We start from the raw sequence: 18310 nt of genomic DNA on the forward strand, positions 1-18310 counted from the left end.
TGGCGTAACGTGTGGGTATGACTTGGTTCAGCATCGAACACCCGCACATCACCCCTGAAGAAATCGACCAAGCGCTCGAGCGCATGGTCGCTGAAAGCGTCGAACGCCTCGGCATCGACCAGCTCACCCGCGTCCTGCTCCTGCCGCCGGACATCACCCGCGCCCACGCCGACGTCGGCCGGATGACCAACGTGCTCTACCACCGCCTTACCGATCAAGGCGCGGAAGTCCACGTCATTCCCACCCTGGGCCAGCACGTCCCCCACACCGTCGAAGACAACCAGTGGATGTTCGGCGACATCCCGGAATCCCATATCCACGCCCACGACTGGAAGGCCGGCGTCGTCAACATTGGCGAGGTCCCCGCCGAGGTGGTCGCTGAGGCCACCGGCGGACTCGTGAACTGGCCCTTCCCGATCGACCTCAACAAGATGCTCATCGGCGAGCGCTGGGACCTCATCATCAACATCGGCCACGTGGTGCCGCACGAGGTGCTCGGCTTCGCCAACCACAACAAGAACTACTTCATCGGGCTAGGCGGCAAACGACTGCTCGGGGCGTCCCACATGGCGTCGGCCGTGTACGGCATCGAAAACAACCTCGGCAACCTGCTCACTCCCACCCGCGCCTGCTTCAACTACGCCGAGGAGCACTTCCTCCAGGACCTGCCGGACGTCTACTTCCAGGTGGTCATGGCCTACAACGACGACGGCGTGCTGGAACACACCGGCGTCTACGTCGGCGACGACCTGGAGACGTACTACGACGCGGCTCGCGCCTCTAAGGAACAAAACATCACTGTCTTCGAGGAGCCGGTGAAGAAGATCGTCGCCTACATGCAGCCCGACGAGTTCCGCGCCACCTGGGTGGCCAACAAGGCCGTGTACCGCACCCGCATGGCGGTGGCCGACGGCGGCGAACTGCTCGTCATCGCCCCCGGCGTCATCCGCTTCGGCGAACAGCCCGAGGTGGACGACCTCATCCGCAAGTACGGCTACCTCTCCCAGGCGGAGACGCTGCGGCTCTACCCGGACGCCGACGACATGCAGGACATTCCGCACGGAACCGCGCACCTGCCGCACGGCTCCTCGGAGGGGCGATTCACCATTCGCTACGCCCCGGGCGGACTGACTCGGGAGGAAGTGGAGTCCGTCGGCTACGAGTACATGGACCTTGAGGAGGCGCTGGCGCGTTATGACCCGGAGACCATGAAGGACGGCATCAACGTCCTCGACGACGGCGAGGAGATCTTCTTCATCTCCACCCCGTCCGCTGGCCTGTGGTCCACGCGGGCGAAGCTGGAGCAACGCGCCGAGCACGAGCAGCACGTATAGCTCTGCCCGGCGGTGGGCCTGCGCCTAGAGCAGGGCGAGAACCGCCAGGGCGCAGACCACCGCTCCGATCGCGGCGACAGTGAGCAACCGCTTGTTCGCCGCCTGAAGGCCGCTGTTGTGGGCTTCCCCGCTCTCGTATATTCAGCCGGGCAAGGCAGGCGCCGCTGAGTACTACCCACATAACCGGCTCTTCACAGTTGAGGGGGTGGCCGGGGAAGTTCGCCGTGGGAGATGGAGGTGATGCGCGTGCATCGCTTGGGGCGGAGGATCCCCGCCGCTGGGTGAGGGTGGGCTGGGTATGCCGTGCATAGTGCTCCACAGCAAACGTTTGGCCTGGTGGCTCGGGGCCAGCCATGGGAGACGGGGGCGATGCGCGTGCATCGCTTGGGGCGGAGGATCCCCGCCGCTGGGTGAGGGTGGGCTGGGTATGCCGTGCATCGTGGTTCACAGCAAACGTTTGGCCTGGTGGCTCGGGGCCAGCCACGGGAGGCGGGGGTGATGCACGTGCATCGCTTGGGGTGGAGGATCCCCGGCGCTGGGTGAGGGTGGGCATGCCGCGCATAGTGGTTTACAGGAAACGGTCCGGCTGGTGGCTCGAGGTGGGCACAGGCTCGGGGGTGATGCACGTGCATCGCTTGGGGCGGAGAATTCCCGGCGTTGGCAGACGTGTGTTGGGTCTGCCGCGCATAGTGGTTCACAGGAAACGTTCGGGCTGGTGGCTCCGGGGCCAGCCGTGAGAGACGGAGGTGATGCACGTGCATCGCTTGGGGCGGAGGATTCCCGGCGTTGGCAGCCGTGGTTGGGTATGCCGCGCATAGTGGCTTACAGCAAACGTTTGGCCTGGTGGCCCGGGGCCAGCCGCGGGAGACAGGGGTGATGCACGTGCATCGCTTGAGGTCGAGAATCCCCAACTCTTCACAGTTGAGGGCGTAGCCGAGGCCGAACCCACCAGCCTCGAACAAACTCCGGGCGAAAGTAGAGCGTGAGGTTAGAAACCCCAGAGCAGTACCACGAAGATGATCCAATCTGGCGGTGATCGCCTCAGTCGAGCCGTTACTCGGGCCTGGGTGATCGAAGAACGGCCAAGGTGTCCGGCTCTTCGTAATGCGTGATGCCGCAACACCCATCCCGCCAAGGCCCTCGACCCGACTCTGGCCACGGGGTTCAACTACCCGGCTACACCCCCAACTGCGAAGCGCCTCTAACGCCCGAAGATTGCGGCGATGATGAGCATCGCCGGCATGGACAGGAAGGTGGAAAGAAACACCGTGTCCCGGGCGATGATCTCGCCACGGCGGTAGGTGGCGGCGTAGTTGTAGATATTCTGCGCCGTCGGCAGAGCGGAGAGGATGACCGCTGCGTAGAGCAGGTCCCCGCCCACCCCGAACGCCAGGCACAGCAGCCACGCCACCACGGGCATGCCCGCCACCTTGAGCGCGGTGGCGGTGATGGCACCGGGTCGGTTATCCGCGTCGCGCAGGACCCCGCCGCCGCTTAAGGAGGCGCCGAAGCTCATGAGGATCATCGGAATGCTCGCCCCGCCGAGGATGGCCGCCGGCTCCATGATGACGTCCGGCACCGGGATGTCCCAGGCTGCCACGGCCAGCCCCAGGAAGGATGCGACCACCACCGGGGAGATAAGCGCGGTGCGTACCGACGCTAGGAAGCGTCGCCACGCCGGAGTGCCGGCGCTGCCGGCGTCGGCGGAGCCCAGAAACGCAAGGATGATGGGGGTGAACACCGCCATCTGCACGATGAGGGTGGGCACCACGTGCGTCGCCTCCCCGAGGGCATAGATGGACACCGGCAGGCCAATGTTCACGGAGTTGTAGTAGCTGGCGGCCGCCGCTCCCATGGACGTGGTGGGTAGATCCTGGCGGAACCCGATCCGTGAGATCACCACGTAGATGACTGAGGTGAGGATCGTCGCCAGGGTGACGATGAGCACTACCGGGGAGGTGAAGTGCCCGGGGTCCGAGGTGGCCACAGAGGAGAAGATGAGCGCGGGAGTGGCCGCGTAGAAGGCCACCTGGTTGAACATGAGCCGGGACTCGCCCTTGCCGATGATGCCGCGCTGGGACAGCAACCATCCGGTGGCAATGACGACGAAGATGATGGCGAACCCTGTAATGACCCCTTGCATAGGTGCTACCTTAGCGGCGCGCGCCGGGGATTGCGCCTCGCCGTCGAGCTAGCTCGCGGCCAGCCCTAGGGTGAAGGCAGTGATCAGCGCCCACAGCAGCATCGCCCGGCCATTGAGTCCGAGCACCGGGATGAGAGCAGGGCCAGTGGCCCCGGAGAGTACCGTGCGCACCGCGGCGGCGCTCAACGCCCCGGCGACGAGCGCGAGCAGCGCCCATGGCGTCACCGCTGCAAGGGCCAGTGAGGCGATAAACGGCACCGCGGTGAGGGCGGCGAACACCCGTCGAGCCCGCCGGTCCCCGAGGCGCACGGCGAGGGTGATCTTGCCGGTGGCGCGGTCAGAGGGGATGTCGCGGATATTGTTCGCGAGGTTCACCGACGCTGAGATGGCCCCGACGGCGACCGCGGCGGCCACGCCCACCCACGTGATCCTCCCGGCTTGGGTGTACTGGGTGCCGAGCACCGCGACGAGGCCGAAGAACACAAACACCGCCACCTCCCCGAGACCCCGGTAGCCGTAGGGGTTCGTGCCTCCGGTGTAGAACCAGGCGCCGAGGATGCACGCCAGGCCCACGAGGATGAACCACCACGCGCTGAGCAGGCTAAGCACAACGCCCGCGACGGCGGCCACCCCGAAGGAGGCGAACGCGGCGAGCTTGACATGCCTCGGCTTGGCCAGGCGGCCGCCGGTGAGCCGGGTGGGGCCGGTGCGGTCCTCGTCGGTGCCGCGGATGCCGTCGGAGTAATCGTTGGCGTAGTTCACCCCGATGATGAGCGCCCACGCCACGACTGCGGCGAGCACGGCGCGCACCGGGAGCCACTGGCCGGCGGCCGCTGCGGCGCCGGTGCCGGCGACGACGGGGGCGAAAGCATTCGCCCACGTGTGGGGGCGAGCCCCCTGAAGCCAGTCGCGGGCGGTTGCGGGATAGCGAGAAGAATCGGCCATGCCAGCTATTGTGGGACACTTCAGTAGTAGATGCCGCCTTGGGGTGGCTAAGCGGCTACAGTGTTGGTGTTTTTTATTCGGGTACGTGGGAAAGGCGGTGAGCCAGGCCGATCATGTGGATACGTTACGTGACCCACCAGGTTCTCACGGCGGTGCCGAACCTGTTGCGCGCCATCCCGCTGATGATCGCCAACCGCTGCTCGACGCGCCGGATTCCGGCCACGAGCCCTGACGCCGTCGTCGTGTCCCTGACCAGCCACGGCTCCCGACTGCGGCACCTATACATGACGGTAGAGTCCGTGGCCCGCGGTAATCAGCGGGCCCCCATCGTGCTGTGGCTGGACCGGAAGGACTTTGAGCGGCCGTGGCCGGCGTCGCTGCGCCGGCTGGTGCGCCGCGGGCTGCAGGTGCGCTGCTCCGACGGCGAGTACGGCCCGCACACGAAGTATTGGAACACCTTTCGCCAGGTCGACGGCACCGGCACCCGCGTGGTGACCGTCGACGATGACATGATCTACCCCGAGTGGTTCCTAGAACGCCTGCTGTTTTTGTCGCAGGTGCGCGGCGATAGCGTGCTCGCTTACCGGGCGCACCGCATCACGTTCTCCAGAGACGGCTTGGCCCCGTACCGGAAGTGGGAGCCGTGCACCTCCCAGGTCCCGTCCGTGTGCCACTTCGCGACCGGGGTGTCCGGGGTGCTCTACCCGGCGACGTTCGTCTCCTACGTGGTCGCCCAAGGCGAGCGCTTCATGGAGCTCACCCCGCGGGCCGACGACGTCTGGTTGCACGCCTGCGCCCTGCGCTCCGGGCACCGGGTACGCCAGGTTCACTCCCGGCCGCGCAACTTCGCGGTCAATCCGCCGGCCCAGCGTGAGGCCTTGGTTCGTTCCAACACGATGGGCGGCGGCAACGACGCCCAGATCGCGCAGGTCTACACCCGTGAGGACATCGCGGCGTTGCGCGCCAGCGCGACAGAGTCCGCGGCTAGCTAAACAGCGCGAGTACTGCCTGCCGGTCGATCTTGCCCGGTCCGGTGGTGGGCAGCGCGTCGACGGCGAGGAGCTCCTTCGGTAGTTGCCATCGGGGCAGGTGGGCAAGGCTGTCGAGAATGTCTTCCCGAGCGGCCGGCCCGGTGTAGGCGGCGACGACGGCCTGGCCGAAGCGGGGATGCGGCACGCCGACGACGCACGCCTGGTGCACCCCGTCGATCGTGAGCAGCTCGCGTTCGAGCACCTCGGGGTGGAGTTTGAGCCCACCGGTGTCGATGATCGCGTCGAGCCGGCCGGTGACGACGAGGCGGCCGTCGGCTAGCTCGCCGCCGTCGGAGGTGGCGAACCAGCCCGGCTCGGCGAAAGCGTCGTGGTCGGGTACGTTGCGGTACCCCGCGGCGATCATCGGCCCGCCGAGGTGGATCCGGCCCTGGCGAACCCGCACCCGCGCGCCGGGGATGGGGGAGCCGTCGTAGACGCAGCCACCGGCGGTTTCGGAAGAACCGTACGTGGTGACCACGGTGATGCCGAGCTGGCCGGCGGCGTCGAGCAGCCGCGGGTTGGTGGCCGCGCCGCCGACGAGGACGGCGTCGAAGACCCGCAGGGCGTCGATGCCGACGAGGGTGTCCATGGCCTTGGCGAGCTGCATCGGCGCCAGTGAGGTGTACGTGCGCTCGCCGGTGGCGCCGGCGCGCTCGGAGGCGCGGGCGAAGGCCGAAATATCGAAGCCGGTAGAAACATCGACGGTGATCGGGTCAATGCCGGCGATCAGCGACCGGACGAGGACCTGCACGCCCGCAATGTGGTGGGCGGGCATGGCCAACACCCACTGGCCCTCACCGCCGAGGCGCTGATGGGTGGCGTCGGCGCTGCTGACGAGGTTAGCCGGGGTGAGCATGGCGCCCTTGGGGGTGCCCGTGGACCCGGAGGTGGCGACGACGAGGGCGACGTCGGCGTCGATGGGCTCGCCGGCGCGTTGGGAGCGGCGCAGCAGCGCGGCGCGGGTCGGGTCGTTGGTGGGGACGGGCAGCCACGTCGCCTCGGCGCTGATGGCTTCTTCGAGGGCGGGCAGGATACCGGCGGGATGATGCGGATCGACGGGGAGGACGCCCAATGCACGGCTCATAAACACTCAGTCTAGTTCGCGGCACCCGCCTCGCCCGATACCTATAGAGCTATTTGTTTCTCTGTCCGGGCGAAACCTATGATCTGAAGAATGCTCAAGGACGTATTACGGGTCGCTTTCGCCTTCGTGGGGATCATCGTCGGCGCCGGCTTCGCCTCTGGCCAGGAGGTCATGCAATACTATGTCGGCTTCGGCGCGCCGGGACTGTTGGCCGTCGCGCTCTCGGCGGTGGTCATGAGCGTCATCGCCATGATTATCCTGCAGCTCGGCTCCTACTTCCGCGCCGCCGAGCACGGCGAGGTCTTCGACCACGTCAGTCACCCGGTGTTCTCCCGGGCGCTGGACATCGGCGTCATCATCACCTTGTTCGCCACCGGCTTCGTCATGTTCGCCGGCGCCGGGTCGAACCTCAACCAGCAGTGGGGGCTGCCCACGTGGGTGGGGGCGGTGGCCATGGTGGTCCTCGTGCTGTTGGCCGGCCTCGTCGACGTCACCGCCGTGACCACCATCATCGGCGCCATCACCCCGTTCATTATCGGCTTCATCATCCTGGCGTCGCTGTACGTCATCGCCTTCGTCGACCACGCGCCCTTCGCGGAGCTCGACGCCTCCGCCCGGGCGATCGGTTCCAGCTTGCCGCACCCTGGGGTTGCGGCCGTGAATTATGTGGGCTTCAACCTCATGGTGGCGGTATCGATGGCGATCGTCATCGGCGGCACGATGTTCAACCCCCGCGTGGCCGGGCGAGGCGGGTTCCTCGGCGGACTCATCTTCTCTGTGTTGCTGGGGATCAGTGCGGTGACGCTCTTTCTCGCCATCGACACCGTCGGTGGCGACGCGCTGCCCATGCTCACCCTCATCGATACGATCCACCCCCTGCTGGGCCAGATCATGGCGGTGGTGATCTTCGGCATGATCTTCAACACGGCCCTGGGCATGTTCTACGCGCTGGCCAAGCGGCTGTCTGCCCGCCGGCCGGCGGCGTTCTACCGTTACTACGCGGCCACGGTCGTCGTCGGGTTTGTCTTGTCCTTCGCCGGTTTCCAGAAGCTCGTCGGCTTCGTCTACCCGATCCTGGGCTACATGGGCCTGCTGCTCATCGCGGTGATGATCGTCGCCTGGGTGCGCCGCTACCGCAAGATCGCCGCCGAGGCGGACCGACGCCTGCGGCTCGTCGACCTGTGGCGAGCTGGGCGCAGCGACGAGTTCCAGGCGGAATCCAACGCGTCGAACCTCGACGACCGCCAGATCCGCGACGCCGTCGACCACTAACGCGGCCCTAGTAGTAGAAGGGGAACTCCTCCCACTGCGGCGCCCGCTTGCCGAGGAAGGCCTCCTTGCCCTCGACGGCTTCGTCCGTCATGTATGCCAGGCGGGTCGCCTCCCCGGCGAAGACCTGCTGGCCCATGAGGCCGTCGTCAGTGAGATTGAACGCGAACTTGAGCATGCGCTGCGCGGTGGGGGACTTGCCGTTGATCTCACGGGCGACGGCGATGGCCTCCGCCTCCAATTCCCCGTGGTCGGCGACGATATTCACCGCGCCCATCCGGTGCATATCCTCCGCCGTGTACGTCCGACCGAGGAAGAAGATCTCCCGGGCGAATTTCTGGCCCACCATCTTCGCCAGGTAGGCGGAACCGTAGCCGGCGTCGAAGGACCCGACGTCGGCGTCGGTCTGCTTGAACCGGGCCTCCTGACGAGAAGCGATGGTGAGATCACACACCACGTGCAGCGAATGCCCGCCCCCGGCCGCCCACCCGTTGACTACGGCGATAACCACCTTGGGCATGGTGCGGATGAGCCGTTGTACTTCCAGGATGTGCAGCCGGCCGCCTTCCACCTTGGCGCGGGCGGCGTCGACGCCGGTGGCGTCCGCGGTAGCGTCGTCGTGGGCGTGCTCGGTGGCGTACTGGTACCCGGAACGGCCGCGGATGCGCTGGTCACCGCCGGAGGAAAACGCCCACCCGCCGTCCTTCGTGCTGGGGCCGTTGCCGGTGATGAGCACCACGCCGACCGTGGGGTCACGACGTGCGTGGTCGAGGGCGGCGTACAACTCGTCGACGGTGTGGGGGCGAAACGCGTTACGCACCTCGGGGCGATCGAAAGCGACGCGGACGATGCCGTCTGCGTGAGAAGTACCCACGTGGCGGTGATAGGTGACGTCGGTGAAGTCCTCGAAGCCCTCCACGAGGCGCCACTGGGTGGGGTCGAAAGGTTGCTCGGTGCTGTAGGCCATAGTGTGAGAGTCTACGGCCGACTCCCGCGGCGGGGCTAGATCCCGCCGTGTGACCAACCCGACGGAAAAAGGCACGGCCTGGTTGAGCTTGGCCGTGCCTTCCGGGTAGTGGGGAGCCTCTACAGAGGCAGCGGTGATCTGACCGCTGTTCCTCTGGGGGCCAAGGCTGAAATGGCCTCCTAAACTGTGCTGGCGCGTGCCTGCTGTTTCTCCTGTTGGATTCGGGCGAAGGCCGCGACAGATGTCATCAGGGTGAGCATGGTGAAGATATGGAAGGAATTCGACTGGAACGCTGGCCGTAATCCGCCTTCGAGATACCAGTTTAAGAATATGCAGAGAATCCACGAAGTCCACGCGAGGATAAGTGCTTTCTTCATTGTATCTTCCTTTTTAGTAGTTGTTGGCAATGTCGATGTTTGTGCGGCGGGCTCGAAAAATGCTGACCCCGGTTGTCGCGTCTGCATCTGGGGGCCGTATTCTCCGTCCCGGCGCCCGTCCGTAGAGGCTGAGCATCTGCCGCTAGGGGTCATGGAAACGGCCTCGCTCGGAGGGGCATCGGTTTTTACCGGCACGGGAATGCTCTCACCGTTGGTTCATTGGGGGTTCAGCGAGGGGCGTGCCGCTCGTCAGCATCACGGCATCCCTGGCCGCGATCTCGATTGAGCGTTTGACCAATTCTGCGCCCTCCTTACCGTCGGGACCCTTTACTGACGTCTTCAGCCTAAGAGCCGTCGTGAGGAGGGGGCAAGGGTATCGGCTCATGTTGACCCGATCGGTTCATGTTTGGTTCTATATGGGGTGAATTTTAAAAAACCCTTGACATTGCCATGGTTGATATGCAACGCGGATTATCTGCACCGTTACGGTCCTGGGTATACGACCCGGCTGCCGGCTCGACGGTGGGGAGGGTCGGGCGCGAGTCGGTCGTAGGTCTCTAGTCATCAGGCCGGCGCCCCCGAGGCTGAAGTGCCGGGACACGGCGCGTAGCGGCCTCGACGTGGGCACCTTGTGTGGCGCCGTCTGCGTGAGGTGTCCAGCTCCGACGGTACGGAAACCGGTGGCGTTGCCCTTATCTCCCTGGATGCTGGCGGTGATGCGACTGCCTCGTCGGAGTGGACGGGATTGATGTCCGCGCCGGCAATGGTTCTGTTCGGTCTGCCACGGTATGGGGGTTGCGCACGGGCGCGTTGCAGTGAAGCTGGTAGATATACTGGCCGCCGGCTGGTGATGATCTGCTGGCTCCGATGTCGATACGCCAGCCCCACGAAGCGTCAGGGGCGGCAGTTTCCGAGGGGGCCTGCTCTCCCAAGCGGACGTCTTCCGGTGGACACGCACGCCGCTGTCGTCGATAGTTGTAGGCGTCAGTGAAGAGAGCCGATGCTGGCTCGTTAGCTCCGTTGGAAAGGCAGAGCTGCAGCCGTGGCCAGTCGATGCGCGCTGAGTCGTCACCTGTGGCCGCGCTAGCGACCATCGTCCCCGGAACATTCACCCCCAAAATAGTGGTTAGTAATACCTTTTGGGTACAAACATGCTCTCGTGTCAACATTAACGCCAGGTTAACGTTTTGGCTAGACAGGGGCGGTCGGATGCGGTTTGGGGGTCAAATATAGATAAGTGTCCGGCTATGTATGGGCGGGCGTGTGCCGGTACTGTTTGAGAGATTTTGAGCAGATGAAAACCGACGAATATATTTTCTCCATCCTGAGAGCCGTTCTCAGCTCTGAGGCAGCCAATCAACAACCTAGAAGGGGATGGTAGTGACGACTTCATACCTATCGAACACACGCAGGGGGCTGGGTGCCGCGCTCCTCGCCACAGCGCTGGCAGCCGGACTCCTGCCCGCGGTTAGCCCGGTGGCCAGCGCACAAGACGCAGCACCAGCAGCGCGACCGGCCCTCAACAGCGCGGTGGACTACACCAAAGATGCCGACCAGTTCCTGGTGACCTTCAACGAGATGGCCACCGTCGATGAAGAGCACAGGATGGGCGTCATCGATGCCATCGTCAAGGAATTTAGCTCCGACGCCTCCTACGTCAGGAAGATGTACGACGGCACCTACGTGGTCGAACTCAACCCGCCGGTACCAGCCAAGCGAGTTCCCGCTCTCAAGGGGGCCCTCGAAGCGAAGGCCGAGATTCACGAGGCGGAAATTGACTCCGTCCAGCAGATATTTGCCATGCCTAATGACCCCAGTTATCCCAACCAGTGGGCGCTTAACCACGAGCATGGCTCCCACGTGGAGCGGGCCTGGGAGCAAGATACCAGCGGCGACGGTACCATCATCGCCGTCGTGGATACCGGCATCACCCCTCACCCGGAACTCGACCACAAGATTCTGCCCGGGTATGACATGATCACCAGCGGCTTCCAGTCCCGCGACAACGACGGCGGCCGCGACGCGAACCCCAACGACGAAGGCGACTGGACCCGCGCCTTCCAATGCGCGGCGAATGACCGCCACGACCGGCCGTCGTCCTGGCACGGCACCCACGTCGCGGGCATCGCCGCGGCAGCGACCAACAACGGCCAAGGCGTGGCCGGCGTGGCCTCCGACGCGCAAATCCTTCCGATCCGCGCACTCGGCGCCTGCGGCGGCCGCCTCTCGGACATCGCGGACGCCATCGCCTGGGCTGCGGGCGCACAGATCGACGGCGCCCCCGTCAACCAAAACGTCGCCGACGTCATCAACCTCTCGCTGGGCGGAGACTCCTTCCGCTGCGCCGAGGGCTACCAAAACGCCATCGACTTCGCGAACAGCCAGGGCGCGACCGTGGTCGTGGCCGCCGGTAACGAAAACCAGGACACGAGGAACGTCCAGCCGGCTAACTGCAACGGCGTCATCGTCGTTGGCGCGACAGGCCCCGAAGGGCACCGCTCGAATTACTCGAACTACGGCCGCGAAGTGGACATCGCCGCACCGGGTGGAAACACGTACCCGCAAGGACGAGGCACGCTGCGACCCAACCGGGAAGCGGGCATCCTGTCCACGGTCAACACCGGCCGGGCTCAGCAGGCCGCTCCGGGGTACGCCTACATGGACGGAACGTCGATGGCCACGCCGCTCGTAGCGGGCATCGTGGCGCTTCTCAAGAGCGCGCAGCCGGGCATCACCAACGACCAGATCCTGCGGGCGCTCCAGCGCACTGCCGACGATTTCACCCGGGAACCGAACGATGAGTGGGGTAACTCGTCGCGCAAGACCCAGCTGCTAGGTGCGGGTGTTGCCAACGCGGAGGCCGCCGTCGCCATGGTGCGCGGTGTGGAGCTTGCGCCGGCACCGGAACCAGAGCCCGCTCCGGAGCCTGAACCGGAGCCCGCTCCGGAGCCTGAACCGGAACCCGAGCCTGAGCCCGAACCCGCACCGGAACCTGCACCCGCACCTGAACCCGCTCCCGAGCCTGCACCGGCTCCTGAGCCGGAGCCTGCTCCCGAACCCAAGCCGGAGCCGGAGAAGCGGAAGAGCTACGGACCGATCCTGGACTACCTGCTCGAACACGGTGGGCTCCGCAAGGACGCGCGACAGCTCATGATCGTGCGCCGCTAGGCGATCTACGCTGAGTGGGGTGGTAGTTGGTCCGAAACTTTAACAATGAGGCCCTAATTTGGGCCCTCACTTTCACAGTGTGGAAACACACACCTCCCCACCAGCGCTGGGGCGGCAACCAGCCCCAGGCAGCCCTCTCCGCCTACCCTGGGCGCGGTGAAGCCAACTATTGACGATGTCCTTGACCGCGCCCACGTCGTGAGCCTTCCTATGCGCACGCGCTTCCGGGGAATCACGCGGCGGGAGGCCATGCTTATCGACGGCCCTGCCGGGTGGGGTGAGTTCTCACCGTTCGTGGAATATCGCCCGCCCGAGGCCGTGCGGTGGCTGCACTCCGGGTTGGAGGCCGCGTACGTCGGCCTGCCTGCGCCAGTGCGCAGCACCGTGGAAATCAACGGAACGGTGCCCGCCGTTGCGCCTTCCGAGGTGGCCGAGGTGCTGGACCGCTTCCCTGGAGTGCGCACCTTCAAGGTCAAGGTCGCCGAGCCGGGTCAGAGCCTGAGCGACGACGTAGCGCGGGTAGCGGCGGTGCGGTCCCTGCGCCCCGACGCTCACATCCGGCTAGACGCCAACATGAACTACACCGTGGAGCAGGCCGTCGAGGTAGCCAAGGCGTGCGGCGACATTGAGTACTTGGAGCAGCCGGTGCCTACGGTGTCGGAGTTAGTCGAGCTGCGGCGTCGCCTGCGCGAAGAAAACATTTCGACCATGGTCGCTGCGGATGAGTCCATCCGCAAGGCCGACGACCCGCTCGTGGTGGCCAGGAGGCAGGCGGCGGATGTCGCCGTCGTGAAGGTTGCGCCCTTGGGAGGAGCGCGCCGGCTTCTCTCGCTGGCTGAACAGCTGCATGGCTACGGCATGTCGGTGACCGTGTCCTCGGAGTTGGGTACGGCGGTCGGCATTAATGCTGGTATCGCCGCGGTGGCGGCGCTGCCGTCGCATTACCGCATCAACGCCGCCGGGCTGGGGACACAGCGGCTGTTTGTCGAGGACGTCGCCGCCCCACGTCCGCTCGTCGACGGCGCCTATTCGGTCGCGGTGAGCGAGCCGGAGCCGGCTCGGCTCGCTTCGCTGCGGGCAGATCCGCAGCGGCGGCAATGGTGGATCGACCGTCTGCGCGCCTGTTGGGAGTTGCTCGACGGATTCCCGCGGGCGGAGCCGCGGGGCTAAGCCCGCGAAGCACTAGGGTGTGAAGGCATGAGTAATCGTTACAACGGTGAAGACGAAACCCAGTTCATAGGCCGCGTCCCCGATCCTCAGCCGCAACAGCCTGCTGCCCGGACGCAGCAGTACTTCCCGGAGGAGAATGCGACGCAGACCTACGGCTACCAGCAGTCCGCCTACGAGCAGCCGGCCTACCAGCCGCAGTACCAGCAGCCGGCTTATGAGCAGCCCGCTTACCAGCCGCAGTACCAGCCGGGCGCCTATTCCAGCGGTGACGACGAGCCCTCGCGTGGTCCTGGCGCGTTGGCGCTGGTGTTGGGCGTGCTGTTGCTCATCATGATTATCGCCGCCGGTGTTTTGTTCCTCATGTGGCGCGGGGCGGCCGCCGAGGCCAATAAGCCCCCGGAGACCACCACGGTGACGGCGCCGCCGTCGACGGTGACCGTCACGGAGACGCCAACGCGTTCGCTTCCTCTCCCCGGCGCGGATGTCATCCCCAGCGAGCTGCCTACCGCGCTGCCCAGCGAGATCCCGGGCGCGTCCGAGGTGGAGGGATTCCTTAATGACCTTTTCGGCGGCAATCAGGAGCCGACGCCCGCACAGTAAGCTAGGGCGCATGGTTGAACACGCACCCTCTTCTCAGTCTTCCGCCCGGCTGGCGCGCGCGGTGGCCACCGAGATCGCCCGCCAGGTCACGGACGTGGTGATCTGCCCGGGGTCGCGTAATTCGCCGTTGTCCATTGCGCTGCTGCGCCAGCCGGGGCTGCGGGTCCATACCCGCGTCGACGAGCGCTCGGCGGCGTTCCTCGCCCTGGGTATCGCGCGGGTGACCCGTCGGCACGTGGCGGTGGTGACGACGTCGGGTACGGCGGCGTCGAACTGCATTCCGGCGATGACCGAGGCCGCGCACTCGCACACCCCCCTGCTGTTGGTGACCGCGGACCGTCCTCGTCGCCTCGTGGGGCGCGGTGCGTCGCAGACGATTGACCAGGTGGGGCTGTGCGGCCCCGTGGCGCCCACCCTCCACGTGGATTCGACCATGGTCGATACTATTCCGGGGTTGCTTAACGAGTGGTGCGAGGGGCGCTACGCGGTTCATCTCAATGTCGCACTCGATAACCCGCTGCTTAGTGAGGAGCTGCTGGCCGAGGATGAGCCCGCGGCCGCTCACAACGAGGGCCCGGCGCGGGTGGCGCAGGTCGACCACGGCGAGGTAGAGCTCGATCTGAGCAAGGACACGCTGGTCATCGCCGGCGATGAGGCCTGGGAGGTGCCAGGCCTAGAAGATGTGCCCACGCTTGCCGAACCCACCGCGCCGGCGCCGTTCCGGCCGGTTCATCCGCTGGCCGCCGGGCTGTTCGCTAAGGGGGAGATCGCCACCGAGGGCTCCAGCGAGTACGCGGACTACGTTGCCCGGACGAAGCCGGAGCAGATCGTCGTCGTGGGTCATCCCACGTTGCATCGGCCGGTCGCTAAGCTCATGGCTGACGAATCGATCACGGTCGTATCGTTGAGTCGAACCGCGCAGGTCACCGACCCGACCGATAATGCCCGCTTCGTTGGCAGCCGCGTCAAGGTGACGGGCGCCCCGCGCAAGCAGTGGCTCAACCTCTGCGACGCGCTGAGTGCCGTCGCCGCCGAGACGGTCCGGGAGGTGCTAGCCGACTCCACTTTCGGGTTCACCGGGCTGCACGTCGCCGCCGGCATCGCGGACGGGCTCGGAGTGGGCGACACGGTGGTGCTGGGGGCGTCGAACCCGGTGCGCGACGCCGCCTACGTCGGGCTGCCCTTCGGCGGTGTCGATACCTACTCGCCGCGCGGCACCGCGGGGATTGATGGGACGGTGTCACAGGCCGTCGGCGTCGCCCTCGCGGTGCAATCCGCCCACCCTTGGGAGCTGCGCGCCCCGCGGACCGTGGCGCTCATGGGGGATGTGACCTTCCTGCACGACGTCGGCGGGCTGCTCATACCGCCGGGGCAGCCGCGGCCGGAGAATCTCACCATCGTGGTGGCCAACGACGACGGCTGTGGCATCTTCGAAACCCTGGAGACGGGGCGCACGGAGTACCGCGAGTACTTCGAGGACGCCTTCGGCACTCCGCACGGGGTGGACATCGCCGCGTTGTGTGCGGCCTACGGCGTCGAACACCGACGGGTCGAGACCCTGCCGGAGCTGCTCATCGCCCTGGAGGATGCTGCGGAACGCTCGCAGGGAGTGCTCGTCATCGAGGCGGTCACGACCCGCCGTACCCGGCGAGAACTCACCGACGCCCTGAGTCGCGGGGTGGGCTTGTGACCGGTGAGGCGGCGTCGCGTCGTCCCAGCCGGGCGACGGTGCGTCGACGGCTGCAGCAGCTCATCCTGGCGCTCACTGCCGCCTCGCTGCTCGGCTGCGGGGCCATGGTAGGCGGAGCGTTCCTCAACGACCGTGCCATCAATGCCCACCCGGGTAGGTCGATGGCCCATGTCACGGGCAGCACGTGGCTGCGCACCACCGTCGAATACGAAGACGACCAGGGCGTCTACCACGCGCCGCCGTCGGGGCTGCTGTATCCCACGGGCCTGTCCAAGGGGCAGAACATCTGGGTGACCTATTCCAAGGACAACCCGGAGCTGGTGAAGGTGGAGGGCCGCGGGTGGCGGCTGAGCATCATTCCAGCGCTGAGCGTGGTGGTCGTGGTACTCATCGTCGCCGGGCTACTATGGGCGGTTGTTGTGCGCGCCACCCGCCCGGTTAGCCGTACCGACGCCCCGTTAGCCGCCGACGGCAGCGGCGCGGAGGTCACCGAGGGTTAGTGCAAATACAACCGAGCCGTAACGCGGCGTTTCCTTCCCGCTGTCAAAGTAGGAGCCTATGCGAGTTGCCATTGTTGCCGAATCTTTTCTTCCCAATGTCAACGGAGTGACCAACTCCGTTCTGCGCGTGCTGGAGCACCTTCGCGAGGAGGGCCACGAGGCCATCGTCATCGCCCCCGGCGCCCGCGATCACCAGGAGGAAGTGCCGGACTACCTGGGATTTCCCATCGTCCGGGTGCCTACGGTCAAGGTGCCGCTCATCGACTCCCTGCCCATCGGCGTGCCCAACGCTACGGTCTATGACACGCTGTCGTCGTTTGAGCCGGACGTGGTGCACCTCGCCAGCCCCTTCGTGCTGGGCGCGTCGGGCGCCTTCGCCTCCCAGCAGCTGGACCTGCCCGCGGTGGCGCTGTACCAGGCCGACGTCGCCGGGTTTGCCACGAAGTACCACCTCGCGCCGCTGGCGGCCGCCGCGTGGGACTGGACCCGCACCATCCACAACCTGTGCCAGCTCACGCTCGCGCCGAGCTCGCTGACCATCGCCGAGCTGGAAGACCACGGCATCAACAACGTGCACCACTGGGGCCGCGGCGTGGACGCCGAGCGCTTCCACCCGTCGAAGCGCAGCGAAACGCTGCGGCGGACCTGGGACCCCACCGGCACCAAGAAGGTGGTGGGGTTCGTCGGCCGCCTCGCGCCGGAGAAGGGTGTACACCGGTTGGTCAGCCTCGCGCACCGGCCGGACATTCAGCTCGTCATCGTCGGCGACGGCCCGTCCATGTCGGATCTGCAGGCCGAGCTTCCCACCGCCATCTTCACCGGCGCCCTCGGCGGCGAGGACCTGGCCCGGGCGTATGCCAGCCTTGATCTCTTCGTCCACGCCGGCGAGTTCGAGACGTTCTGCCAGGCCATCCAGGAGGCCCAGGCCTCCGGGGTGCCCACCATCGGACCGCGCGCCGGCGGGCCCGTCGACCTCATCGAGGAAGGCGTCAACGGCCTGCTGCTCAACGTCTCCACCTTCAGCGCCGACCTGCCCAGCGCCGTCGATTACCTGCTCGACGACTGCCGCCACGACACGCTGCGGGCCAACGCCCGGGCCTCCATCGAGAACAAGACGTGGCGCGCGCTGTGCGAGCAGCTGCTCGGCTACTACGACCAGGCCATCGTCGCGGCGTCGACCGCGCCCCGTAGCCTGCTGTCGCGCGCCGTCGCCCTGCCGGTGCGCGCCGCCCGGAACTTCAACGCGAAGGTACGCGAACTGCCGCGGCGCCACCACCGCGGGGAGGGCGTGGCGTAGCGCAGGCTCGACGCTCGCTACACTCAACCAGGTGGGACGAGCAGACCTGGACAAGCAGCCCTTCGACGTGGCGAAGATGTTCGACGCCGTGGGGCGCAAGTACGACCTGACCAATACCGTCATCTCCTTCGGCCAAGACCGGTACTGGCGCCGACGCACCCGGGAACGCCTGGCGCTGCAGCCGGGGGAGCGGGTCCTCGACGTCGCCGCCGGGACTGCCGTGTCCACCGAGGAGCTGGCGAAGTCCGGCGCGTGGTGCGTGGCCTGCGACTTCTCTCCCGGGATGCTCGCCGCCGGGGCGCATCGTGACGTGCCCAAGGTGGTGGGCGATGGCATGACCCTGCCGTTTGCAGACGAGAGCTTCGACGCCGTCACCATCTCTTACGGATTGCGCAATATCCACGACTTCCGCGCAGCGCTACGCGAGTTCGCCCGGGTGACAAAGCCGGGCGGGAGGCTCACGGTCAACGAGTTCTCCACCCCCGTGGTGCCGGTGTTCGCCACCGCGTACAAGGAGTACCTCATGCGGCTGCTGCCAAAGGTAGCGCGCGTCGTGTCCTCGAACCCGGAGTCCTACGAGTACCTCGCCGAATCCATCCGCGCGTGGCCGGACCAGGAGCAACTGGCGGCGGAGATCAACGCTAACGGCTGGCGGGAAGTCGGCTGGCAGAACCTCACCTTCGGCATTGTCGCCATCCACTCCGCGGTAAAGGCGTAGCCCGTCGTAAGGCAGAT

At 66.4% G+C, this 18310-nt stretch carries 15 protein-coding genes and 1 pseudogene; 10 read left to right on the forward strand and 6 right to left on the reverse strand.

The window, feature by feature from the left end:
* The first annotated feature begins 17 nt into the window (after positions 1-17).
* The gene (locus tag CUTER_RS01310) at positions 18-1334 is read left to right on the forward strand and encodes a lactate racemase domain-containing protein (protein WP_052843965.1); all 1317 of its coding nucleotides are present in this window, start codon (positions 18-20) and stop codon (positions 1332-1334) included.
* A gap of 915 nt (positions 1335-2249) precedes the next feature.
* Here the strand turns inward: CUTER_RS01310 and CUTER_RS11835 are convergent.
* From CUTER_RS11835 to CUTER_RS01320, 3 genes and pseudogenes are all read right to left on the reverse strand, one after another.
* Positions 2250-2413: pseudogene (locus tag CUTER_RS11835) on the reverse strand (ISL3 family transposase); the annotation flags it as partial.
* A gap of 122 nt (positions 2414-2535) precedes the next feature.
* Positions 2536-3477, reverse strand: a complete 942-nt coding sequence (locus CUTER_RS01315; protein WP_047258911.1) for an AEC family transporter — start codon at positions 3475-3477, stop codon at positions 2536-2538.
* Between the two features lie 48 nt (positions 3478-3525).
* Entirely contained in the window at positions 3526-4422 is an 897-nt protein-coding gene (locus CUTER_RS01320) for a 1,4-dihydroxy-2-naphthoate polyprenyltransferase (protein ID WP_047258912.1), read from the reverse strand.
* Positions 4423-4535: 113 nt separating this feature from the next.
* On the opposite strand from CUTER_RS01320, the gene CUTER_RS01325 reads away from it, so the two are divergent.
* The gene (locus CUTER_RS01325; protein ID WP_047258913.1) at positions 4536-5414 is read left to right on the forward strand and encodes a hypothetical protein; all 879 of its coding nucleotides are present in this window, start codon (positions 4536-4538) and stop codon (positions 5412-5414) included.
* Here the strand turns inward: CUTER_RS01325 and menE are convergent.
* The gene (gene menE / locus CUTER_RS01330) at positions 5407-6537 is read right to left on the reverse strand and encodes an o-succinylbenzoate--CoA ligase (RefSeq protein WP_047258914.1); all 1131 of its coding nucleotides are present in this window, start codon (positions 6535-6537) and stop codon (positions 5407-5409) included. The two genes, CUTER_RS01325 and menE, sit on opposite strands and share 8 nt — an antisense overlap.
* 90 nt (positions 6538-6627) lie before the next feature.
* Here menE and CUTER_RS01335 point away from each other — a divergent pair, with 90 nt between their 5' ends.
* Positions 6628-7809 (forward strand): YkvI family membrane protein, encoded by a 1182-nt coding sequence (locus CUTER_RS01335; protein WP_047258915.1) that lies wholly within the window; start codon positions 6628-6630, stop codon positions 7807-7809.
* 7 nt (positions 7810-7816) lie between these two features.
* On the opposite strand, the gene CUTER_RS01340 is transcribed toward CUTER_RS01335, so the two are convergent.
* A complete protein-coding gene (locus CUTER_RS01340) occupies positions 7817-8773 on the reverse strand; it encodes a 1,4-dihydroxy-2-naphthoyl-CoA synthase (protein ID WP_047258916.1) in 957 nt (318 codons plus the stop codon).
* Between the two features lie 179 nt (positions 8774-8952).
* Complete coding sequence (locus tag CUTER_RS01345; protein ID WP_047258917.1) at positions 8953-9150, reverse strand: hypothetical protein; 198 nt, start codon at positions 9148-9150, stop codon at positions 8953-8955.
* A gap of 1380 nt (positions 9151-10530) precedes the next feature.
* On the opposite strand from CUTER_RS01345, the gene CUTER_RS01350 reads away from it, so the two are divergent.
* The 7 genes from CUTER_RS01350 (at position 10531) to CUTER_RS01380 (ending at position 18293) form a co-directional block, all read left to right on the forward strand.
* Positions 10531-12318, forward strand: coding sequence for a S8 family peptidase (locus tag CUTER_RS01350; RefSeq protein WP_236684741.1), 1788 nt, complete (start codon positions 10531-10533; stop codon positions 12316-12318).
* Between the two features lie 156 nt (positions 12319-12474).
* Entirely contained in the window at positions 12475-13488 is a 1014-nt protein-coding gene (locus CUTER_RS01355; protein ID WP_082121209.1) for an o-succinylbenzoate synthase, read from the forward strand.
* Positions 13489-13515: 27 nt separating this feature from the next.
* On the forward strand, positions 13516-14088 hold the full coding sequence (locus tag CUTER_RS01360; RefSeq protein WP_047258919.1) for a hypothetical protein: 573 nt from the start codon (positions 13516-13518) through the stop codon (positions 14086-14088).
* A gap of 10 nt (positions 14089-14098) precedes the next feature.
* On the forward strand, positions 14099-15778 hold the full coding sequence (gene menD, locus CUTER_RS01365; RefSeq protein ID WP_047258920.1) for a 2-succinyl-5-enolpyruvyl-6-hydroxy-3-cyclohexene-1-carboxylic-acid synthase: 1680 nt from the start codon (positions 14099-14101) through the stop codon (positions 15776-15778).
* Positions 15775-16278: a DUF3592 domain-containing protein gene (locus tag CUTER_RS01370; protein WP_236684742.1), complete on the forward strand. Its 504-nt coding sequence runs from the start codon at positions 15775-15777 to the stop codon at positions 16276-16278. Before menD ends, CUTER_RS01370 begins: the two co-directional genes overlap by 4 nt.
* Positions 16279-16336: 58 nt before the next feature.
* Positions 16337-17575, forward strand: coding sequence for a glycosyltransferase family 4 protein (locus tag CUTER_RS01375; RefSeq protein ID WP_047258921.1), 1239 nt, complete (start codon positions 16337-16339; stop codon positions 17573-17575).
* 31 nt (positions 17576-17606) lie between these two features.
* A complete protein-coding gene (locus CUTER_RS01380) occupies positions 17607-18293 on the forward strand; it encodes a demethylmenaquinone methyltransferase (protein ID WP_047258922.1) in 687 nt (228 codons plus the stop codon).
* Positions 18294-18310: the final 17 nt, after the last annotated feature.

The sequence above is a fragment of the Corynebacterium uterequi genome (assembly GCF_001021065.1).
Classification (GTDB): Bacteria; Actinomycetota; Actinomycetes; order Mycobacteriales; family Mycobacteriaceae; genus Corynebacterium; species Corynebacterium uterequi.